The sequence below is a fragment of the Koromonas humicola genome (assembly GCF_059726255.1).
Genome location: NZ_AP040873.1, coordinates 507,179 through 525,241, shown reverse-complemented (window position 1 = coordinate 525,241; position 18,063 = coordinate 507,179). Strand labels below are relative to the sequence as shown.

Sequence of the window (18,063 nt, the reverse complement as noted above, 5' to 3'; positions counted from 1 at the left end):
GGAGCCGTGCATACTACTTACGCTTCCCCTCGGCCCGGTGCGCTTTGGCTTTATGGCGAATCGTCGCCTTGGCACGCGCATCCTGCTCTTGCAAAACTTGTGGTGGAGGAAGAGCCTGAGGCTCTCCCTCTTGCATCTCTCCCGGAACTGCAACTGGCGCTGCCGTCAACTGGTCATTCTCAACTGCTGTGGGCGCGGCCTTGGTTGCGGTGTTGTCCTCTGCTACTTTCACATCTGCAGGCGGGTACTCAACTGCGACATTGTTTTCTGCTGGAGGCGTCGCCGCTTTTGCCGAAGCAGTCTCGGGTTCAGGTTTGGCTTCGCCGCGCTTTGGGTGGTGAGGAGTGAGCACGCTGCGCATTCCGTTCGCTGGCTTCTCAAACTGAGGGTGAAGCTTAGCAAGCTGCTTCGAAGGACGTGCGATCACATGCGTGGTCACAACCGTTCCGACTCTTGAAGCGGCCACAGTACCCGCCGTTACTGCGGCACGTACAGCAGCGACATCTCCTGAAAACCGGACAGTGATCAAGCCTGCGCGCCCACGCTCATATCCAAGCATGATGACGTTGGCTGCCTTACTTCCGGCATCGGCAGCCTCTACGGCCGCCACGTATCCGAGTGTTTCGATAAATCCAAGGCTCGCTGCTTCCATGACTCCTACCCCTTCGCTAATAGCTCAAGAACCGAACGGACAATGGCTTCAGTGATCGCGTCGTCGTATTGGGCCGGGGGGCTAGCCTGCGGCTCAGAAAATGTGGGTTCATCATCGAACATCAGCGGATCACCCTTCACGAGGCGCGCCGCATTGGCGCCGAGCTGCCGCAACTTCCATGCACTCGTTTTGTCGAGCGGAAACGTGAACAGCGGTGCCCGCTCGGCCAGATCGCGATGATGCAGCACAACAACGTTCGCTCTGTGATCTGCAGAGATGCCTACGTTGAGGGTCGACATGTGCGCTGCCTTCTTCGCCAAGAAAGCGGCGTCGCCTTCAGTAATTTCCTGCAACTCGTAAGGAATTCCTTCCTCCTCGAGTCCCCAGAGAATCGGCTGCAGTTCGTCCTCTGTGCATCCAGAGGAGAGGATCCTGACGGCTGGGCGCCTTTCCTGATCGAGTTCTGAAAGTTCCGCCATCGCTAGCCCTCATGCTCCATCGCGTACGAAAGCACCAACCCGGTTGCGACTGCGTTTCGCGGTCCCTCGGTCCCACGAACATTGGCTCGGCCAGTAACCACTGCATAGTCAAGCAGTGCATCGGAAATCATCTTCGGGATTTCGAAGTCCAGTCCCGAACCGCCCACTAACACCACGGAATGAATCAGCCGAATGTTGTTCGCAGGAGCAACGCGTTCAAGCGCGCGCACTGCATTCGTCACAAAGACTTTGTGTTTCGCATCCTGGCGCACGCTGACGATCTTCGAGAGCAGTTCCTTGCTTTCGAGCGGGACCGGGCCTGTATCGGTCAGCACAACTACGCGTCCAAAAAGCTTTGGATCGAGCGGCTGATGGAAGAACTGCACCGAACCATCTTCGTGGCGCATGTGGAACAGGCTTTCAACTTTTGCAAGCGGGAACTTCTTAATGTTCTCCGCCATATCGAAATCATTCAGGCCCAGTTCGGTGTTGATGAGCAGCGTGACCATGTCGCCCGCACCAGCCTGATGCGTGCTCTTGATCTCGCCTGTTGAATTGATGACGCTTGCGTCTGTCGAACCTCCGCCTACATCAACGATTGCGAGCGGAGCTTTCGTTCCGGGCGTGGTGAGCGCGCCGCGGATTGCCATCTCCGCTTCGACTCCACCAACCTGAACGGGTACATCAATCTCGTCCTGTAGCTTTCGAGCAAGTCGCTGCATCGGAAGCTTCTGCGTGTGAACCATCGCAGCTAGACCAACGGCGTTACCCAACGCATACTCTCCAGCCAGGGCTCCAAGCACCTGTTGTGGTTTGAACGTATCGACGGCCAGGATGTCCTGCACACGAATTGTGTGGACAGGTTGGTCCGTCAGATCCGCCATCACGCGCCGCACCTGCTCAAACATCCCTCCGGCGTTCGTTCCCGCTTCTGCCTGCACTTCTTCGAGCGGGTAAATTTCGGAGAGCTTTTGCATGATGGCTTCGGCGCCTGCCTCGACAGGAATCTCGGCCCGATGCTTCTGTCCGATTAATACGATCTTTCCAGCGGGTATGCGTCGTTCTTCTATGTCACCCTTTGGAGTCTTGATCACCACCGCGCTGCGAGTGCCCATGAGCGCGCGAGCAATCGGAACCACTTTGCGTGTTTCTTCCGGATCGAGGTTAAAGACCGTCGCGATGTCGAACGGGTTGGAGAGCTTCTCGATCGTTCGTCCCGGTCTCGCGACCTCCAGCGCCGCCGGCATCCCCACCGGTACCCTGTCGATGAACTTGACTTCATCGACGATGGGAATTGGATGAGGAAGGCGGTTGTTAATGAGAACGCCGTCGTCCTTTTGCGCAATGGCGCCTGTCACTTTCATTCCGTGTGACATTGCTTTTGTAAGCTGGGCAGCGGCGTCCTCAAACTGTGTCTCACCCGGGATCATTACGATCCACGGTTTTCCATTTCCGTTGGCGCGAGCCAAGTCAGAGATCGGAATCGTCTGTCCCAGGCCCAAACCCTCTCCACCCGGCGTGGAGGGGTTGTGCCCGATCATTGCCGACTCCGTGATCACGGTTTCCGTGATCGTCTCCATTGCTATGTCGCCAATCACCGGTGTTGCTTCGTTCAGCAGCACCACACTCAGGTCTTTGCGCTGAAGTTCGACTTGCCTCAGCGCAAGATCCAGGGCGTCGATGATTCCCAACACGTTGCGGAGAGTGCCTTTGATTCCGACGGTTCGCACCATCGAACTCGCAAGGAACCGGACATTATCCTTGCCGGAGAGTTGACCGATTGCCACTTCCGTCGTGTTGTTTCCTACATCCACACCGGCGATGTACTTCATTGCCATAGCCCCCGAGGATTACTTTTTGATTCGACCGCGTTTCTCGTAAACACCTGCGGCTTCGCGAACGAACTCTGCACAAATTCGTGCCTGGTACTTTGTCTCGAGTTCATTTGCGATGTCGAGTAACTCTTGTTTCGTGGAACGATACGGACGAAGTGCCTTGTAGATCTCGAGCACTCTGGCATCGGGAATCCGGGTCAGTTCCGCCGCACGGCGCAGGTTTTTCGCAATGTGCGGACGGCCAGCGCTGATGGCGATCTGTGCCTGGTATTCCAGTGTGTCGGGGTGAATCTTGATGTCATCGAAGGTCAGTTTGCCTTCAACAACCTTGTCCAGGGTTATCTCGTTGAGCCTTGCCCCTGTTGCAGATTTCACGAGGTCAGGTCTCTTGATTGCGAGTGGGTAATCTTTGTTGGCGTCGAGCGTACGCTCCTTGGCTGGAGCGGCTGCCGTGCCAACCGCGCTCCCGTTGCCTTCTGAAAGGTTAGCAAGGACTCGCTTGACCGCAGCCGCAATCATCTCAGGAGAAATCTCTGGTGCCATTTTCGTTGCTTGCTGAGCCATGAAACATACCTCCTGGATCCACCTAGCGCTGCACCGCGAGTTCAACGCTCGGTGCGCCAAGTTTCACGTGCTGTGTCTCCTTGTTATGAAGCAGTGCGGCAAAACCCTGGTACCTCGGGCGTGCCATTGGATCGTTGCGCGTTGGGACCGGGTTCGGACGTTCGCCTTTCGCGTACTTGGCCGCATTGCGACCAATAGCGCGGAGAACTTCGCGATCGACCAGCGGCGACTGCGGGAAGAGCTCCAGGTTCTGGAGAATCTCGAGATCGCGCTGGTGAATCACTGCCGTGCCACGGCAGAGAATTCCGATGCCAATTCCTGATCCGCTAAGCAGAGCGGCGTCGTGAGCGATTGCGCCCACATCTGCCGTGCGGTCAACGCGAACCAGGCGCGGTTTCAACCCTTCTTCTTCGATACCCGCAAAGATTTCCTTCAGCACTTCGCTGTGCGGGATGTCGATGATTGTCTTAGTCATGTAGGTGCCGAATGCGGGTGGCACACCGACGACCACTTCATTCCGATCAGTGCCCGGCGTTGCCGTGCCTAGTTCGCGGAATGAGAGCGGCGGCACCTGCTCGTCCTGATGTTTCGAAGCAGAAGCTTTTCCGTTCGTCGACTCTTCTTGCTCCAAGACATCCAGGATGATCTGTCTTACCAATTCCTCTGTGATTTGCATTGATCAAACCTCCACCCTAGATGCTCTTGGGGTCGATCGCTTGCGGGATGTTCTTCAGCATCTCCCAACGATCGCCAGACAAACGGTAACCGGTGCCCGGTCCCTCGTAGTCATTCGCATTGTTGATGGCGCTCAGCACCTCGAACTTGTCTGTATAAACAGCCGAGGTCTGCAGATAGTCGCCCGCGACCTTTCCAATCTGCATGCGGAGTACAGCATCGGCAACATCATTGAATCCGCGCTTCGCCAGCGCCCGGACAACATCCAGGCCTGTGCTGCCGCGTTTCATGAATTCGTCGATTGCGCGCAGATCTTCAGGAACGTTGCGGTCGCCGATGTCCTTGGTGCCGTGGGCATAGGTGACAGCTTCGACTTCCTCATCGGTGATCGGAGGCAAGCCGAGTTCATCGAACACCGCCTGCAGCGCCCGCGCAGCTTTGTTGCGAACAGCGATGACGCCCTCTTCCGTCACGGGTCTCAGGCCACCATCAACCTGAAGGTCGCGTTGCAGAACGAGGTAATCGTCATAGTCGTCCACATCATGCGTGGAGCCGGCAAACATGTTGTCGTAGTTCGGCTCGGCGGCGTATCCGGAGAACACGAAGTCCGTGCCGGGCAGGAACTGCATCAGCATGCGAGCAGTGTTGCGCTCAATGGAATGGGTGAAGGTCTGGTCGTTGCCGGAAGCGACTTCCAGATTCATCAGCGTGGTGACGACGTTCTCGGCCAGAACTGTGCGAATGCCGGCAGGAACTGATCCTGGAACGCCGATGCAGCTAATGGAGCCGTTCTGCAAGCCCTGGACGCCCGCGCCCTTGGTGATCATGATGCAGCGGACTTCGAGATACAGCATCGACTTGCCTTCGGCATAGCCCATCTGCACTTCTGATCCGGTGCCCGAGGTGTAGCGCATCTTCAGGCCACGAGATGCATAGGCAGAAGCCAGGAATGCTTTCGACCATGGCGTGTCGTCGCCATCCACAAACACTTGCTCGGTGCCATACACCGACACCGTCTCGGCATAGTGGGTCAGGCCACGCATACCCATGCTCAGTTCCAGTGCTTCTTCCACCGCGCACTGCGCCAACACTCCAGCACGTCCGGTTTGTCCACCAACCAGCAGTGCCAGTGCATTCATTGGGGCATAGCGTCCGACGCCTACTGTGGTTTCGATTTCCGCGAAGCCACGGTACGCTGCTTCAGCAGCGTCTGCCGCCAGCAGTGGAGCCGCATCCTTCAGGTTCGTGACGTGAGCCTGATTCATCGGCGTCTTACGGGCACGCAGCTTCTGCATGGCCATCATTAACTCGACGACATTCATTTCGCGCATGATTGCGACGATCTTCGCCGGGGTGAGGCCAACAGACAGACGGACGATTTCGGCGCGAGGAACATTGATGTCAACCAACATGCGTGCAAACTTCACGCTGTCGATCGCCATTGCCTCTTCCGCAACCACCTTGTCGATGCAGTGATCCGCGATGAAGGTATCGATCATGTCGAATTCATCGCGACGCTTGCCGTCCAGTTCAACCACCGAGCCGTTCTCAATCTTGATACTTGGCTTGGGGTCATTAGGACTGTCCATTGCAACCAGTCCAACATCCACCCATTCCTTGATGAAGCCGTCCTTGTTCACCGGTCGGTCGGCTAGCACCTGGAAGCGTTTTTGTCTCTTCGCCATTGCAAGCCTCCCTCTAGATGTACGGTGTTCCAGCCGACTTCGGTTTCTGGCCCCATCCGCAAAGCAACTTGTTGCCTACTTCGCGACCTGCGATTACGGCCTGACGAACTGCACCCGAGTCACCCGTCACCCACACGAACACTTCGTTGCTGAAGCTGGTGTTCTTCTTCGGGGTGCCAAGTCCAAGGACCTGAACGTCAGCCGCTTTCACCGCGGTATCGATCATCAGCATGCCTACAACGGCAGGCGCGCCAAGGATCAGGCCAAAGGCCTTGCCCTCGGGAACGCCAAACGCCTTGCTCAGCACTTTGCTGGCGCGCGCGGTGTACTGGTTCTCTGTGTATCCCTGATCATTGGCATACACATCGCCGAAATATTTGGGGACGTTCTGAAGGGTGACCTCGACAGCACGACGTGCGTCGGAGACATCTTCGGCACCGAACACGATCAAGTTGCCGTGGCCAGCTCCGCCCTTGGTATCTCTTGGCATTTCAATGAGGATCACTTCGGTGTTGGTCGCCTTGATTGCTTCGTCGGCAGCCATCAGTTGCGGGCCGGCTCCCGTGCGTCCACCAATGACGCCGATGGAGCGGTACTTGGGATCAAAGCCAAAGAGCTCGTGAATGGCCGGATCGAGATTTGCGATCACGACTCCCTGGGTATCGCCCGTGCTGACGCCAATGAACTCGGTGATGTGGGCAAGTTCGGATCCGTTCCCGGCGATCTTCGCCGGAGCCGCGGCCGTGGCCGTACCTGCTGCGCCCGCACCCGCACGCTTCATAACTTCTTGCAGAACCTTGTCAACCAATTGTTCTTGCATCTGCTATTCCTCCACGGGTATCCGACTTACTCGGATTTTCCGGCAGTCGCTGCCGCGGTTAAGGGTTCGCTTGCCGGCAGAATCTTCTCCACATCCGAGTGCGGACGCGGAATGACGTGCACGGACACGACTTCACCGACTTTGGCTGCCGCCGCTGCGCCCGCATCGGTTGCGGCTTTCACCGCGCCGACATCGCCGCGCACCATCGACGTCACCAGTCCGGCTCCAACTTTTACTTGTCCGACCAGCACGACGTTCGCTGCCTTCACCATGGCATCAGCCGCTTCAATACTGGCGACCAAGCCACGGGTCTCAATCATTCCCAGTGATTCCTTCGTCATCTGAAATCCTCCTTCTCAGAACCGGTTCGAGTAGTGAAACTTTGCGTTGGCCAACCGCGTTGACTGGCCTGGGTGCCTTTTCATCACATTCAAACGTCCGTGTGCCCCATGATCGCGATGCGGATTCTCGGGGGCTCATGACGTCTCGGGTCATCACTCACTTGCTGAAATGTCCAAGCAATCTGTGAATTCCTGCGGCGGGCCGAAATGAACAAACGGACAGCCGGGCTCAAGAAGTTGCAAGTGCCGTGCCATGACACAAGTGGGGTGCCTGTGCATTGCATCTGGCTCAAATGGCGCTGGTTAAGTTTTGGATTACTTCAGAGTGTCGAACCTTTGTGAGCGTCAATGTCGAAAGGTTGACAGCGGTTCGACGCGGAGTTCCGTCAGAGACAAACCGCTAATTGTTGACGGATTGTTAGACACACGTATGCTCGGTTCGAAGCGAGGGGATGACGAGGTTGTCAGTACTGCGATCGTGCGTTGCTCAGCTTTGACTGCGAGCAATGCCGAGTCGTTTCATGCGATACAGAAGAGTTGTTCGTGGAATGCCAAGCCGGGATGCGGCGCCTTCCTCTCCGCCCAAAACCCAAGCGGTCTCTTTGAGCACCTTCTGTATATGCTTGCGTTCGAGATCGACCAGTGTTTCACCTGGCTGCTTTTCGCGCACGCCAAATGCGATCAGCTTTGCTTGCGCAGGCTCGGAGAAAGGAGAAGCCAGCACCGACCCCGAAGAAAGAATCACTGCGCGCTGTATGAGGTTCTGCAACTCACGAATGTTTCCTGGCCACTTGTAGCGCATGAACGCTTCCATGACGCTGCTTGGAATTTCCTCGATTTTACGGTTCATGCTCTGCGAGTACTTCCAAACAAAATACCGGATCAATGATGGGATATCTCGAACACGCTCACGAAGCGCTGGCAGATGTATCGGGAAAACATTCAAGCGATAGAAAAGATCAGGACGAAACTCGTTTTCAGCAACCATGTTCTCAAGAGAACGATTGGTAGCCGACACTAACCGCACATCGACCTTGATGGATCGAGTGCTCCCGAGCCGCTCAAACTCACGCTCCTGCAAAACTCTCAGCAACTTCGGCTGAAGTTCCTTTGGGATGTCGCCCACTTCATCAAGGAACAGAGTGCCGCCGTTGGCTAACTCAAAGCGGCCGATCTTTCTTTCGATCGCGCCAGTGAAGGCGCCCTTCTCATGACCGAACAACTCGCTTTCAAGCAGCCCCGCCGGTATCGCAGCACAACTGAACTTCACAAACATTCGGTCACGCCGCGGACTGCGGTTGTGTATGGCGCGTGCGATCAACTCTTTGCCAGTGCCGGTCTCTCCCTGGATCAACACTGTGAAGTCGGTCTTCGCGACCGTATCCACAAGTTCCAAGACCCTGCGCATCTCCTGGCTGTCGCCGATGATCGGCTCGACGCGCTTGTAATCCTCGATCTCGTTAGACAAGTAGAGGTTCTGTTCCGCGAGGCGTTCGCGAGACAAGCTTAGACGCTGGTACTGCAATGCGTTCCCCAGCGCGATTGCAACCTGGTTGGCAACTTGCGTAAGGAACTCAATATCGCGCGCGCCGAAGAATGAGTCTCGGCGATCGCTCAGGCTGAGTACCGCAACCGTGGTGCCGCCTGCGATTACGGGAATACAGCACTCCGACTGAAATCCCTCGGCCTCGCAGATGCTGCGTAGTTGCGGATTAAGCCAGTCCGGAAGCATTCCGTAGTCTTGAGGTTTCGCGGTGGTGAATGCGATACCAGCTCCCGATGAGTTGCGATCAATCAGCATTCCTTCACGTAGCAGTCCCTTGGAGGTCGGGAAATCGAGTCCGCTGACGACATAACGACGCGCAACCGAATCGGGCATCGCAAGATAAACTGCGTCGCACTGCATGGCGCTACGCACGCGCTTCGAAATCAGCTCGAGCAACTCAGCAAGCTCAAGCTTGGAAACGACCGCATTATTCACGTCCAGTAATAACTTCAGACGATCACCGCTCTCTCGCAGTGCCGCTTCTGCATGCCTGCGACGCGCCAGACTCGTCGAAAGCTGCAGGTTTTGGTAGGCTTGTACCGAGAGTTCGTTCGCCATCAGAAAAACAAGGCGTGCAATGTTTTCGAACTGCTCCATCGACATTAGGCGGACTTGTTCGAACGCTTCACGAAAGGCTTGTGGATCAGCGCCGATCTCGTCGGCATATTGCATTACTTTCTCGATGTCAGTCGCTTCGTTTCTCACCTGCCCAATCAGCCAGTTGCCGATATGCTGACCATCGACGGTGATGCTAGCGCCTGCGTCCCACAGCCCTCCACTCAGACAGATCCGTACCGTCGGCCCTTGTGGGTTCTGCTTTCCAATGACAGAGTCGGAACAAAAACAATTTGCCCGTCCCTTCTCGGTTTTTCGAATGACATCGTTGCAAAGCCTGCAGAAGTTGCTGGGCTGAGTTACAGGAGTTCCATCAGGGCGGGTGATGATGGACGCGACCATGGTGGCTTGGGCAAACGCATCCTGCAGCTTCTGCAGGTATTCCACCTTGAACAGGTCGGTTAGAGATATCTCTGACGATAATGTCGGTCGAGAAAGCTGGGGACTAGCCATACGTTCTCCTTACCAGGAGATCTAGCGGGCCTGAGAATTTGCAGCACACACATTCTGCTAAAAACTACTTGCTGTCAAGGATCTGAATCATACGAGCAGTAACTGTGGGGGCTTGTCGAGTTGTGGGCCGTGCAATGACCGAGGGCCAAGTTTCTGAATGGACTCACGTACACAGGAGCATGGGCATCGTGAGTATCTCGTCGTATTACTCTCTGCGAAGAGATGGCGAACGACTACATAGCGTTTAGAAAATGCTTGCAGGCGTCACGCGACATTGTCTTGCTCTGTTTGAATAGAACTCGTTAACAGATTGTTGAGCGCCAAGCTAAGCGCCGACGCGGTGAAAGGCTTGGCAATAAACGAGACGCCCGGCTCGCTCACGTCGGGCGCGTCGAGGACCTCATCCGCGTAACCAGACATGTAAAGGACCTTCAAAGTCGGATACCGCGATCGTAGCTGCCGAACGAGCTCTTTGCCGCTCACTTTGGGCATCACTATGTCGGTGAGAACTACATCGATTCCATCTTGCGTGGAACCGACGGTCTGAATCGCCTGCTCTCCATTTTCTGTTTCGATTACGGAATAGCCTTGGGCTCTAAGCCACTCTGCAACGATCTGTCGGAGAGAAGCTTCGTCTTCGACGAGCAACACAGTTCCGACACCGCGCACCGGATTTCGCTCTGAGCTTTTAAGCTGCGTGCGCTGCTCGCCATCCGACGCTTCTGGCAAAAATATCTCGAATGTAGTTCCTGCCCCGACCTCACTCTGCACGGTAATATGACCACCGCTTTGGGTGACAATCCCATGAACGGTTGACAGTCCCAAGCCAGTGCCCTTTCCTAACTGTTTTGTTGTGAAGAATGGCTCAAACATGTGCGCCTGCGTACCTTGATCAATCCCGGTACCGGTGTCTGAAATCCTCATGACCAGATAAGCACCTGATGGCGTGGTCGAGGAAGGCTTGCCGAAGAATGAATCCGTCTCGATCTTAAGCTTGCCGCCCTTAGGCATCGCATCGCGTGCGTTAACGACAACGTTCATCAGTACCTGCTGTAACTGACTGCGATCGCAAAGCACTCTGCGATGTCCGCATCTCAAGAGCAACTCCAGCTCGATATCCTCTCCGATAACGCGAGATAACATCTTCTGGGACTCGACCACGGCCTCGTCCAAATCGAGTAGCACCGGCTCAAATATCTGCTTCCGACTGAATGCCAGCAGTTGACGCGTAAGGTCGCCGGAGCGCATTGCAGTCGTCTTGATCATGGCCAAGCTCCTCTTGAGAGGGCTGTCAGGAGGAATGCTGGAATCGGCAAGCTCAGCGTACCCAAGAATGACGCCAAGCATGTTGTTGAAGTCGTGAGCCACACCTCCGGCTAGTCGCCCCACAGCTTCCATCTTTTGCGCCTGAGCTAGCTGTTGCTCAATCAATATTTGTGCGCTGATGTCTCGTATAACGGCGCACACCCCTGTGATCTGCCCTGCGAGATTGCGCAACGGTGCGTAAGTAGCCGAAACGTGAAGTCGTCTACCATCTTTGCGTAAGTGCGTTTGCGAGTGCGTGAACGATTTGCCTGCTTGGATATACTCCAGACCATCTTTCACTTTGTCCCGGGACTCGGGCGGCAAAAGCACAGCTATGTGGTGCCCGAGAATTTCGGAGGCAGAGTACCCGTAAATCTTCTCTGCTGCGCCTGTCCAATTCTGAATATTGCCTTTTAGGTCCTGAGAAATGATTGCATCTTCAGAAGCTGATACGGCAGCGCCAAGTTGAAGTAACTGGTTGTGCAGCATCTGCTCGCCTGTTAAGTCCTCGACCAGGACTACGGCTCCCACGACTGAACCATGTGGATTTCGAAGTGCAGCAGCCCAGACTCGTGCTGGAAACACAGAACCATCTTTCCTCTGCCGCTCCGTGTCGAATTGATATTCTGACCCGTTTAACATCCCCGCAAGCGTTCGCTCGAAATCAGCCTCACGCCCTGCAGGCACGGCCGGATATCGCCGATTCAGGACTTCTCCACTATGCCATCCAAAGATCCGTTCGGCAGACTTGTTCCAAGAAATTACATCCCCTCGTGTGTTGAGTAGAACAACCGCGAGTGGAGAAGCATTCAGGACTCCCTCCAGCATCTCTTTTCGGGTAAAAGCGAGTCGGCGCACTTCAAGCTGCTGAACACATTGCCTCGCCAACAAGTGAAGGGCTTCACGCTGTTCGCTGCTCAGCTCACGCGCCACTGTGTCTAGCACTGCCAGCGTTCCGATCGCCATGCCTCCGACTATGATCGGGGCGCCCGCGTAGAAACGGATTTTCAGGTCTCCCTTCAGCAGAGGGTTTTCTTTGAATCTTGGGTCGCTACTCGCATCGGGTACCACCAGCACTTCGTCTTGCATGATGGTGTGGGCGCAAAACGCAAGTTCTCTCGGAGTCTCTGTTACGTGGACGCCAAACCGAGACTTGAACCATTGTCGCTTCTCGTCCAGCAACGTGACGATCGACATGGGTGTCTTGCAGATCATGGCCGCCAAGCGTGTGATCTGCTCGAACGCGTCCTCAGGAGGCGTGTCCAGTATTTGCAATTCGAACAAAGCCTTCAGGCGTTCCGACTCGTCATGAGGAACAGGGTAGCTGGCCATAAGGGCACATACTTTATAACGAAAGCTGGCTACGCCAAAGCGGTATCCGCAAATGCTCTATAGAGGATGAAGAGCCGCGAAATCAGCGTGGCGTAACAGACCTGATGTGATGCTTATTCGTTACAGGTGGTCGGTCGGCTTGCAGGAACATGTCGAGAATGGCACGCCCTAGTTGTTCTTTTGCGGCGTGATAATCTCAGGAATGCCGCAGGAATGAGATGCGGCCTGTATCCATGGCGACAACATCAGTCCTATTAGTTTCGGAACTCAGTAAGAGATACGGCGACATACTTGCGGTGGACGGCATCTCGTTCCAAGTTGCTCCAAATGAGATCGTCGGACTGCTCGGACCAAATGGCGCAGGAAAGACAACGACCATCAACATGGTACTCGGAGTACTTGAGCCGACCTGCGGCCGAATCGCAATAGCTGGTATAGACCTGTCCCGACAAAGATCACGCGCCTTAACGTGCACGAACTTCGCAGCTGTTTACGCTCCACTCCCCGGAAATCTCACTGTTGAGCAGAACCTTAGAATTTTCGGAATGATCTATGGCGTGAAACAGCTCGGGGCTCGCATCGAGGAACTTCTCGTCCAATTTGACTTGACCAGATTTCGGCAGTCGAAAGCAGGGGTGCTCAGTTCAGGTGAGCAGACGCGAGTGTGTTTAGCGAAAGCGATGTTGAACCGGCCACAACTTCTGCTGCTCGATGAGCCTACTGCATCACTGGATCCGGCGACGGCGAAGGATATCCGGAATTGTATTCGCGAATTCGCGGCCAGCGGTACTGGCGGCGTGCTCTGGACATCACACAACATGTACGAAGTCGAGGAAGTCTGCGATCGCGTACTCTTCCTTTCGCATGGACGAATCTTACTCGAGGGCGATCCCAAGACACTTCCAAGTGAGCACGGCAAGGAGTCGCTCGAGGAGCTGTTCATCACCGTAGCGCGCGAACCGCTCACTCTCGGAGTCGAATAGTGTTCTTGACCCGCACCTTTGCCATATTCCTCCGCCAAATCTACTTGATACGCGGCAGCTTCTCGCGCGTGATTCCCTTGTTTGCATGGGTAGGAATCGACATGGTGCTGTGGGGATTTATCACGCGTTATCTGGACAAGGTCGCTGGCCCGGGTATGAACTTCGTGCCGTCCCTGCTTGGGGCCGTTTTGCTCTGGGATTTCTTTACGCGGGTTATGCAAGGCGTGACAATGGCCTTCTTCGAAGACGTCTGGTCACGCAACTTTCTGAATGTGTTCGCGTCACCGCTGTCCATCTCGGAATACATAGGCGGACTGGTGCTGTCATCTATTGCAACCACATCGATTGGCTTGATAATAATGCTATTAGTGGCCAGCGCGATATTCGGCCTTTCATTCCTCAGCTATGGAATTTCGCTGATTCCGTTTCTTCTTGTGCTCTTTCTCTTTGGAATTGCATTGGGTGTAGTGGGCAGCGGAATGGTTCTGCGACTTGGCCCCGCATCAGAGTGGTTCGTCTGGCCTATTCCAGCCTTCGTCGTTCCCTTCGCTGGAGTGTATTACCCCATTTCAACCCTTCCCCACTGGATGCAGATGATCTCACACGCACTGCCGCCCTCCTATGTATTCGAGTCGATGCGTATGATCGTGCACGGTGGGCACGCGTCGACAACCGCCCTGGTCGTCGGCCTTAGCTTGGCAATTCTCTACGTATCGGCAGCATGCTATTTCTTCACCCGGATGTACCGGTTCGCAGTTCGTACGGGACTGATTGCACGCTACTCGGCAGAATCGGTCTCATAAGAAAGCACATCGCGATCCGTGAGCCGAGGTGCCCTCTCATTTGTGGTCTGATACTAAATAGAACGACAGATGTGTCGTGTGCAGAGTGGAGCAAAGGTAAGTAGGGATAAACGGAAAAGGCCCCACGGTATGAGCGTGAGGCCTTTATTTAATCCGGCGACGTCCTACTCTCCCACACACTTTCGCGTGCAGTACAATCGGCCCAGCAAGGCTTAACTTCCGTGTTCGGGATGGGAACGGGTGTTTCCCTTGCGGTATGATCACCGGAAACTTGTAAAGAACATGAGAGCGATGTCTCACGACTAAATAGCATTAGGACACAAGGCAGGAGCAGGTTCGCTCCATGCGCAGAGTAAATTTTATGGTCAAGCCGAACGGGCGATTAGTACTGGTAAGCTATGCGCGTCACCGCGCCTGCACATCCAGCCTATCAAACAGGTGGTCTTCCTGTGCCCTTCTTGATCCTTTTGGATTGGGAGATCTAATCTTGAGGAGTGCTTCCCGCTTATATGCATTCAGCGGTTATCACAACCGAACTTCGCTACCCAGCCATGCCGTTGGCACGACAGCTGGAACACAAGAGGTTCGTCCATCCCGGTCCTCTCGTACTAAGGACAGGCCCTCTCAAATCTCCTACGCCCACACCAGATAGGGACCGAACTGTCTCGCGACGTTCTGAACCCAGTTCACGTACCGCTTTAATAGGCGAACAGCCTAACCCTTGGAACCTTCTACAGCTCCAGGATGCGATGAACCGACATCGAGGTGCCAAACCGGAGCGTCGATATGAACTCTTGGCTCCGATCAGCCTGTTATCCCCGGCGTACCTTTTATCCGTTGAGCGATGGCCCTTCCATACAGAACCACCGGATCACTATGACCTGCTTTCGCAACTGCTCGACTTGTAGGTCTCGCAGTAAACCACGCTTATGCCATTGCACTCGACGGCTGATTTCCAAACAGCCTGAGCGTAGCTTCGTGCGCCTCCGTTACAATTTAGGAGGCGACCGCCCCAGTCAAACTACCCGCCTCACTATGTCCCTCTCCCGGTTAACGGGAGTAGGTTAGAATCACAGAATTCACAGGGTGGTATCTCACCGTTGGCTCCCCCAAGCCCAAAAGCCTGAGTTCAAAGCCTCCCACCTATCCTGCGCAGCAAAGTCCATAATTCATAGTGAAGGTATAGTAAAGGTGCACGGGGTCTTTCCGTCTAGATGCGGGAAACCGGCATCTTCACCGGTACTACAAGTTCGCCAAGTCACTCGTTAAGACAGTCGCACGATCGTTACGCCATTCGTGCAGGTCGGAACTTACCCGACAAGGAATTTCGCTACCTTAGGACCGTTATAGTTACGGCCGCCGTTCACCGGGGCTTCAGTTCGAAGCTTCACCTTGCGGTTAACCTCTCCCTTTAACCTTCCGGCACCGGGCAGGCGTCAGCCCCTATACGTCGTTTTAGACTTTGCAGAGACCTGTGTTTTTGTTAAACAGTCGCCGTGCGCGATTCGCTGCGGCCTCTTCGGGCTTTAAACCCTAGTGAGGCACCCCTTCTCCCGAAGTTACGGGGTTAATTTGCCGAGTTCCTGAACGAGTGTTCTCTTGAGCGCCTTTGGATATTCTCCTCGTCTACCTGTGTCGGTTTGAGGTACGGTTCCCCTGATTTCTCCTTAGAGGTTTTTCTTGGCAGCGTGAACTCATCCCCTTTGCCCCGTACGGGACTGCTTTACGTCTCACCCTTAAGATCTGGCGGATTTGCCTACCAAATCAGGCTTACACGTATCGAACCACATAGCCATATGTGGCCGGGATTATCCTTCTGCGTTACCCCATCGTGATAACGAAATCATGGGAGTTCCGGAATATTAACCGGATGTCCATCAGTTACGCCTTTCGGCCTCACCTTAGGGACCGACTAACCCTGAGCGGATTAACCTTCCTCAGGAAACCTTAGACTTTCGGCGCGGAGGGTTCTCACCTCCGTTATCGCTACTTATGCCGGCAGGGTCTCTTCCACAGCAGTCCACGAGTTCTTTCGATCTCGCTTCAAACCGCTGGGAATGCTCTCCTACCACGCGTCTTACGACGCATCCGCTGCTTCGGTGTCTAGCTTTAGCCCCGTTGAATTGTCGGCACCGGACCGCTTGACCAGTGAGCTATTACGCTTTCTTTAAAGGATGGCTGCTTCTAAGCCAACCTCCTGGCTGTCTGGGCGTTCCGACATCCTTTCCCACTTAGCTAGAACTTGGGGACCTTAGCAGGCGATCTGGACTGTTTTCCTCTCGACGACGAAGCTTAGCCCCCGCCGTCTGACTCCCGTGCTGGTTGTCCATGGCATTCGAAGTTTGGTTGGATTCAGTAAGCTGGAAAGCCCCTTAGTCCATCCAGATCTCTACCACCACTGCAAATCGCACGAGGCTAGCCCTAAAGCTATTTCGGAGAGAACGAGCTATCACGGAATTTGATTAGCCTTTCACCCCTACCCTCAGCTCATCCGAGCTTTTTTCAACAAACACCGGTTCGGTCCTCCAGTGGGTGTTACCCCACTTTCAACCTGGCCAAGGGTAGATCATCCCGCTTCGCGTCTATTCCTGCCAACTTAACGCCCTATTAGGACTCGCTTTCGCTACGGCTCGCTTCCGCTTAACCTTGCTGACAAGAATAACTAGCCGGCTCATTATGCAATAGGCACGCGGTCAGGCATTCCCTTACGGGCATAGCCCTCCCACTGCTTGTAGGCACACGGTTTCAGGTACTATTTCACTCCCCTCGCAGGGGTTCTTTTCACCTTTCCCTCACGGTACTGGTTCACTATCGGTCAGTAAGTAGTATTTAGCCTTACGGAATGGTCTCCGTGGATTCCCGCAGGGTTTCACGTGCCCCGCGGTACTCAGGTACCGACTTCGAGTTCATTTGCTTTCGCCTACGTGGCTGTCACACTCTATGGCCCCTCTTTCCAGAGGGCTTCGACTAACAAATGAATTGGTAACTCTACTATTGTCGGCCCTACAACCCCAGCACTACCCGAAGGTAGGACTGGTTTAGGCTCTTGCGATTTCGCTCGCCACTACTTTCGCAATCGAGGTTTCTTTCTTTTCCTCCAGGTACTGAGATGGTTCACTTCCCTGGGTTTGCTCGTACCCGACTATGTATTCATCGGGCCGTTGTACGGGTTCACCGTACAGGGTTTCCCCATTCGGAAATCCCCGGATCACTGCCTGCTTGCGGCTCCCCGAGGCTTATCGTAGCTTGCCACGTCCTTCATCGCCTCTTACTGCCAAGGCATCCACCGTGCGCCCTTAGTAGCTTGACCATAAAATTTACTCCGCACATCGACTCACGTCGTTGGTGCCGTAAATCTTATTGGCCTCTCCAATCACCTGCGACGTCTCACGACGTCTGCATTGATTCTAAGGCACTCATAAAATTTAAACTTAGCCTTGTAATTATCCCAATGCTATTCAGTTGTCAAACATCGCTTGCGCGTCTTACCGCGCCCCGCTTCTCGCGGAGAACATTACTGTTCAAGATTCGACGCCAACCATCGGTTGTTGCCCAACTTTAAACAGATTGTCTGAACGTGTACCGTTTGATAGCACAGCGTTCCGTTTGGATTCAGAAACTTGGTGGAGCTGACCGGGATCGAACCGGTGACCTCATGCTTGCAAAGCACGCGCTCTCCCAACTGAGCTACAGCCCCTGAAATTGCGTTCGAGGTTATGGTGGGCCTGGGTAGAGTCGAACTACCGACCTCACCCTTATCAGGGGTGCGCTCTAGCCAGCTGAGCTACAGGCCCAGGATCGCTGGCGCCCTACATCTAAATCCGAATTACTGGAAAAGAGATCGAGGACAAGGTTGAACGTGCGGACCAGCTAAGCTGATCCGGACCATCATGCAGATGTCTTAAGCAAGAGATTCGAGCGAGAATCCCAACTGAACCACAGGTAGGGTTCAAGTCAGGGTACATGACAACATCC

At 54.7% G+C, this 18,063-nt stretch carries 12 protein-coding genes, 2 tRNA genes and 2 rRNA genes; 2 read left to right on the top strand and 14 right to left on the bottom strand.

Translation table 11 applies throughout. The features are described from left to right. Positions 1 to 13: 13 nt before the first annotated feature. The 10 genes from AC6IZD_RS02315 to AC6IZD_RS02270 all read right to left on the bottom strand — a co-directional run bounded on the left by AC6IZD_RS02315 (position 14) and on the right by AC6IZD_RS02270 (position 12,302). A complete protein-coding gene (locus AC6IZD_RS02315; protein WP_497786066.1) occupies positions 14 to 652 on the bottom strand; it encodes a BMC domain-containing protein in 639 nt (212 codons plus the stop codon). 5 nt (positions 653 to 657) lie between these two features. Then, the gene (locus AC6IZD_RS02310; protein ID WP_497786065.1) at positions 658 to 1,131 is read right to left on the bottom strand and encodes a glycerol dehydratase reactivase beta/small subunit family protein; all 474 of its coding nucleotides are present in this window, start codon (positions 1,129 to 1,131) and stop codon (positions 658 to 660) included. A 2-nt stretch (positions 1,132 to 1,133) separates the two neighbouring features. Further along, the gene (locus tag AC6IZD_RS02305) at positions 1,134 to 2,963 is read right to left on the bottom strand and encodes a diol dehydratase reactivase subunit alpha (RefSeq protein WP_497786064.1); all 1,830 of its coding nucleotides are present in this window, start codon (positions 2,961 to 2,963) and stop codon (positions 1,134 to 1,136) included. A gap of 18 nt (positions 2,964 to 2,981) precedes the next feature. Then, complete coding sequence (locus AC6IZD_RS02300) at positions 2,982 to 3,530, bottom strand: diol dehydratase small subunit (RefSeq protein ID WP_497786063.1); 549 nt, start codon at positions 3,528 to 3,530, stop codon at positions 2,982 to 2,984. Between the two features lie 22 nt (positions 3,531 to 3,552). After that, entirely contained in the window at positions 3,553 to 4,206 is a 654-nt protein-coding gene (locus AC6IZD_RS02295) for a propanediol/glycerol family dehydratase medium subunit (protein ID WP_497786062.1), read from the bottom strand. A 16-nt stretch (positions 4,207 to 4,222) separates the two neighbouring features. Further along, positions 4,223 to 5,890, bottom strand: a complete 1,668-nt coding sequence (locus AC6IZD_RS02290) for a propanediol/glycerol family dehydratase large subunit (RefSeq protein WP_497786061.1) — start codon at positions 5,888 to 5,890, stop codon at positions 4,223 to 4,225. A gap of 13 nt (positions 5,891 to 5,903) precedes the next feature. Beyond that, the gene (pduB, locus tag AC6IZD_RS02285) at positions 5,904 to 6,710 is read right to left on the bottom strand and encodes a propanediol utilization microcompartment protein PduB (protein WP_497786060.1); all 807 of its coding nucleotides are present in this window, start codon (positions 6,708 to 6,710) and stop codon (positions 5,904 to 5,906) included. Positions 6,711 to 6,736: 26 nt separating this feature from the next. Then, positions 6,737 to 7,051 (bottom strand): ethanolamine utilization microcompartment protein EutM, encoded by a 315-nt coding sequence (eutM, locus tag AC6IZD_RS02280; RefSeq protein ID WP_497786059.1) that lies wholly within the window; start codon positions 7,049 to 7,051, stop codon positions 6,737 to 6,739. A 487-nt stretch (positions 7,052 to 7,538) separates the two neighbouring features. Next, a complete protein-coding gene (locus AC6IZD_RS02275; RefSeq protein WP_497786058.1) occupies positions 7,539 to 9,665 on the bottom strand; it encodes a sigma 54-interacting transcriptional regulator in 2,127 nt (708 codons plus the stop codon). A 264-nt stretch (positions 9,666 to 9,929) separates the two neighbouring features. Beyond that, on the bottom strand, positions 9,930 to 12,302 hold the full coding sequence (locus AC6IZD_RS02270; protein ID WP_497786057.1) for a PAS domain S-box protein: 2,373 nt from the start codon (positions 12,300 to 12,302) through the stop codon (positions 9,930 to 9,932). Positions 12,303 to 12,535: 233 nt separating this feature from the next. Here AC6IZD_RS02270 and AC6IZD_RS02265 point away from each other — a divergent pair, with 233 nt between their 5' ends. Next, positions 12,536 to 13,285, top strand: coding sequence for an ABC transporter ATP-binding protein (locus AC6IZD_RS02265; RefSeq protein ID WP_497786056.1), 750 nt, complete (start codon positions 12,536 to 12,538; stop codon positions 13,283 to 13,285). After that, on the top strand, positions 13,285 to 14,088 hold the full coding sequence (locus AC6IZD_RS02260) for an ABC transporter permease (protein WP_497786055.1): 804 nt from the start codon (positions 13,285 to 13,287) through the stop codon (positions 14,086 to 14,088). Before AC6IZD_RS02265 ends, AC6IZD_RS02260 begins: the two co-directional genes overlap by 1 nt. 151 nt (positions 14,089 to 14,239) lie before the next feature. On the opposite strand, the gene rrf is transcribed toward AC6IZD_RS02260, so the two are convergent. The 4 genes from rrf to AC6IZD_RS02240 all read right to left on the bottom strand — a co-directional run bounded on the left by rrf (position 14,240) and on the right by AC6IZD_RS02240 (position 17,882). Then, a 5S ribosomal RNA gene (rrf, locus tag AC6IZD_RS02255) occupies positions 14,240 to 14,356 on the bottom strand. A 93-nt stretch (positions 14,357 to 14,449) separates the two neighbouring features. Continuing rightward, positions 14,450 to 17,398 (bottom strand): 23S ribosomal RNA (locus AC6IZD_RS02250). Between the two features lie 311 nt (positions 17,399 to 17,709). After that, a tRNA-Ala gene (locus AC6IZD_RS02245) sits at positions 17,710 to 17,785 on the bottom strand. Between the two features lie 20 nt (positions 17,786 to 17,805). Continuing rightward, positions 17,806 to 17,882 (bottom strand) — tRNA-Ile (locus tag AC6IZD_RS02240). Positions 17,883 to 18,063: the final 181 nt, after the last annotated feature.

Coding starts and splice junctions, on each gene's coding strand:
- AC6IZD_RS02315 (WP_497786066.1), bottom strand. CDS start 652: ATGGAAGCAGCGAGCCTTGGATTTATCGAAACACTCGGATACGTGGCG.
- AC6IZD_RS02310 (WP_497786065.1), bottom strand. CDS start 1,131: ATGGCGGAACTTTCAGAACTCGATCAGGAAAGGCGCCCAGCCGTCAGG.
- AC6IZD_RS02305 (WP_497786064.1), bottom strand. CDS start 2,963: ATGAAGTACATCGCCGGTGTGGATGTAGGAAACAACACGACGGAAGTG.
- AC6IZD_RS02300 (WP_497786063.1), bottom strand. CDS start 3,530: ATGGCTCAGCAAGCAACGAAAATGGCACCAGAGATTTCTCCTGAGATG.
- AC6IZD_RS02295 (WP_497786062.1), bottom strand. CDS start 4,206: ATGCAAATCACAGAGGAATTGGTAAGACAGATCATCCTGGATGTCTTG.
- AC6IZD_RS02290 (WP_497786061.1), bottom strand. CDS start 5,890: ATGGCGAAGAGACAAAAACGCTTCCAGGTGCTAGCCGACCGACCGGTG.
- pduB (WP_497786060.1), bottom strand. CDS start 6,710: ATGCAAGAACAATTGGTTGACAAGGTTCTGCAAGAAGTTATGAAGCGT.
- eutM (WP_497786059.1), bottom strand. CDS start 7,051: ATGACGAAGGAATCACTGGGAATGATTGAGACCCGTGGCTTGGTCGCC.
- AC6IZD_RS02275 (WP_497786058.1), bottom strand. CDS start 9,665: ATGGCTAGTCCCCAGCTTTCTCGACCGACATTATCGTCAGAGATATCT.
- AC6IZD_RS02270 (WP_497786057.1), bottom strand. CDS start 12,302: ATGGCCAGCTACCCTGTTCCTCATGACGAGTCGGAACGCCTGAAGGCT.
- AC6IZD_RS02265 (WP_497786056.1), top strand. CDS start 12,536: ATGGCGACAACATCAGTCCTATTAGTTTCGGAACTCAGTAAGAGATAC.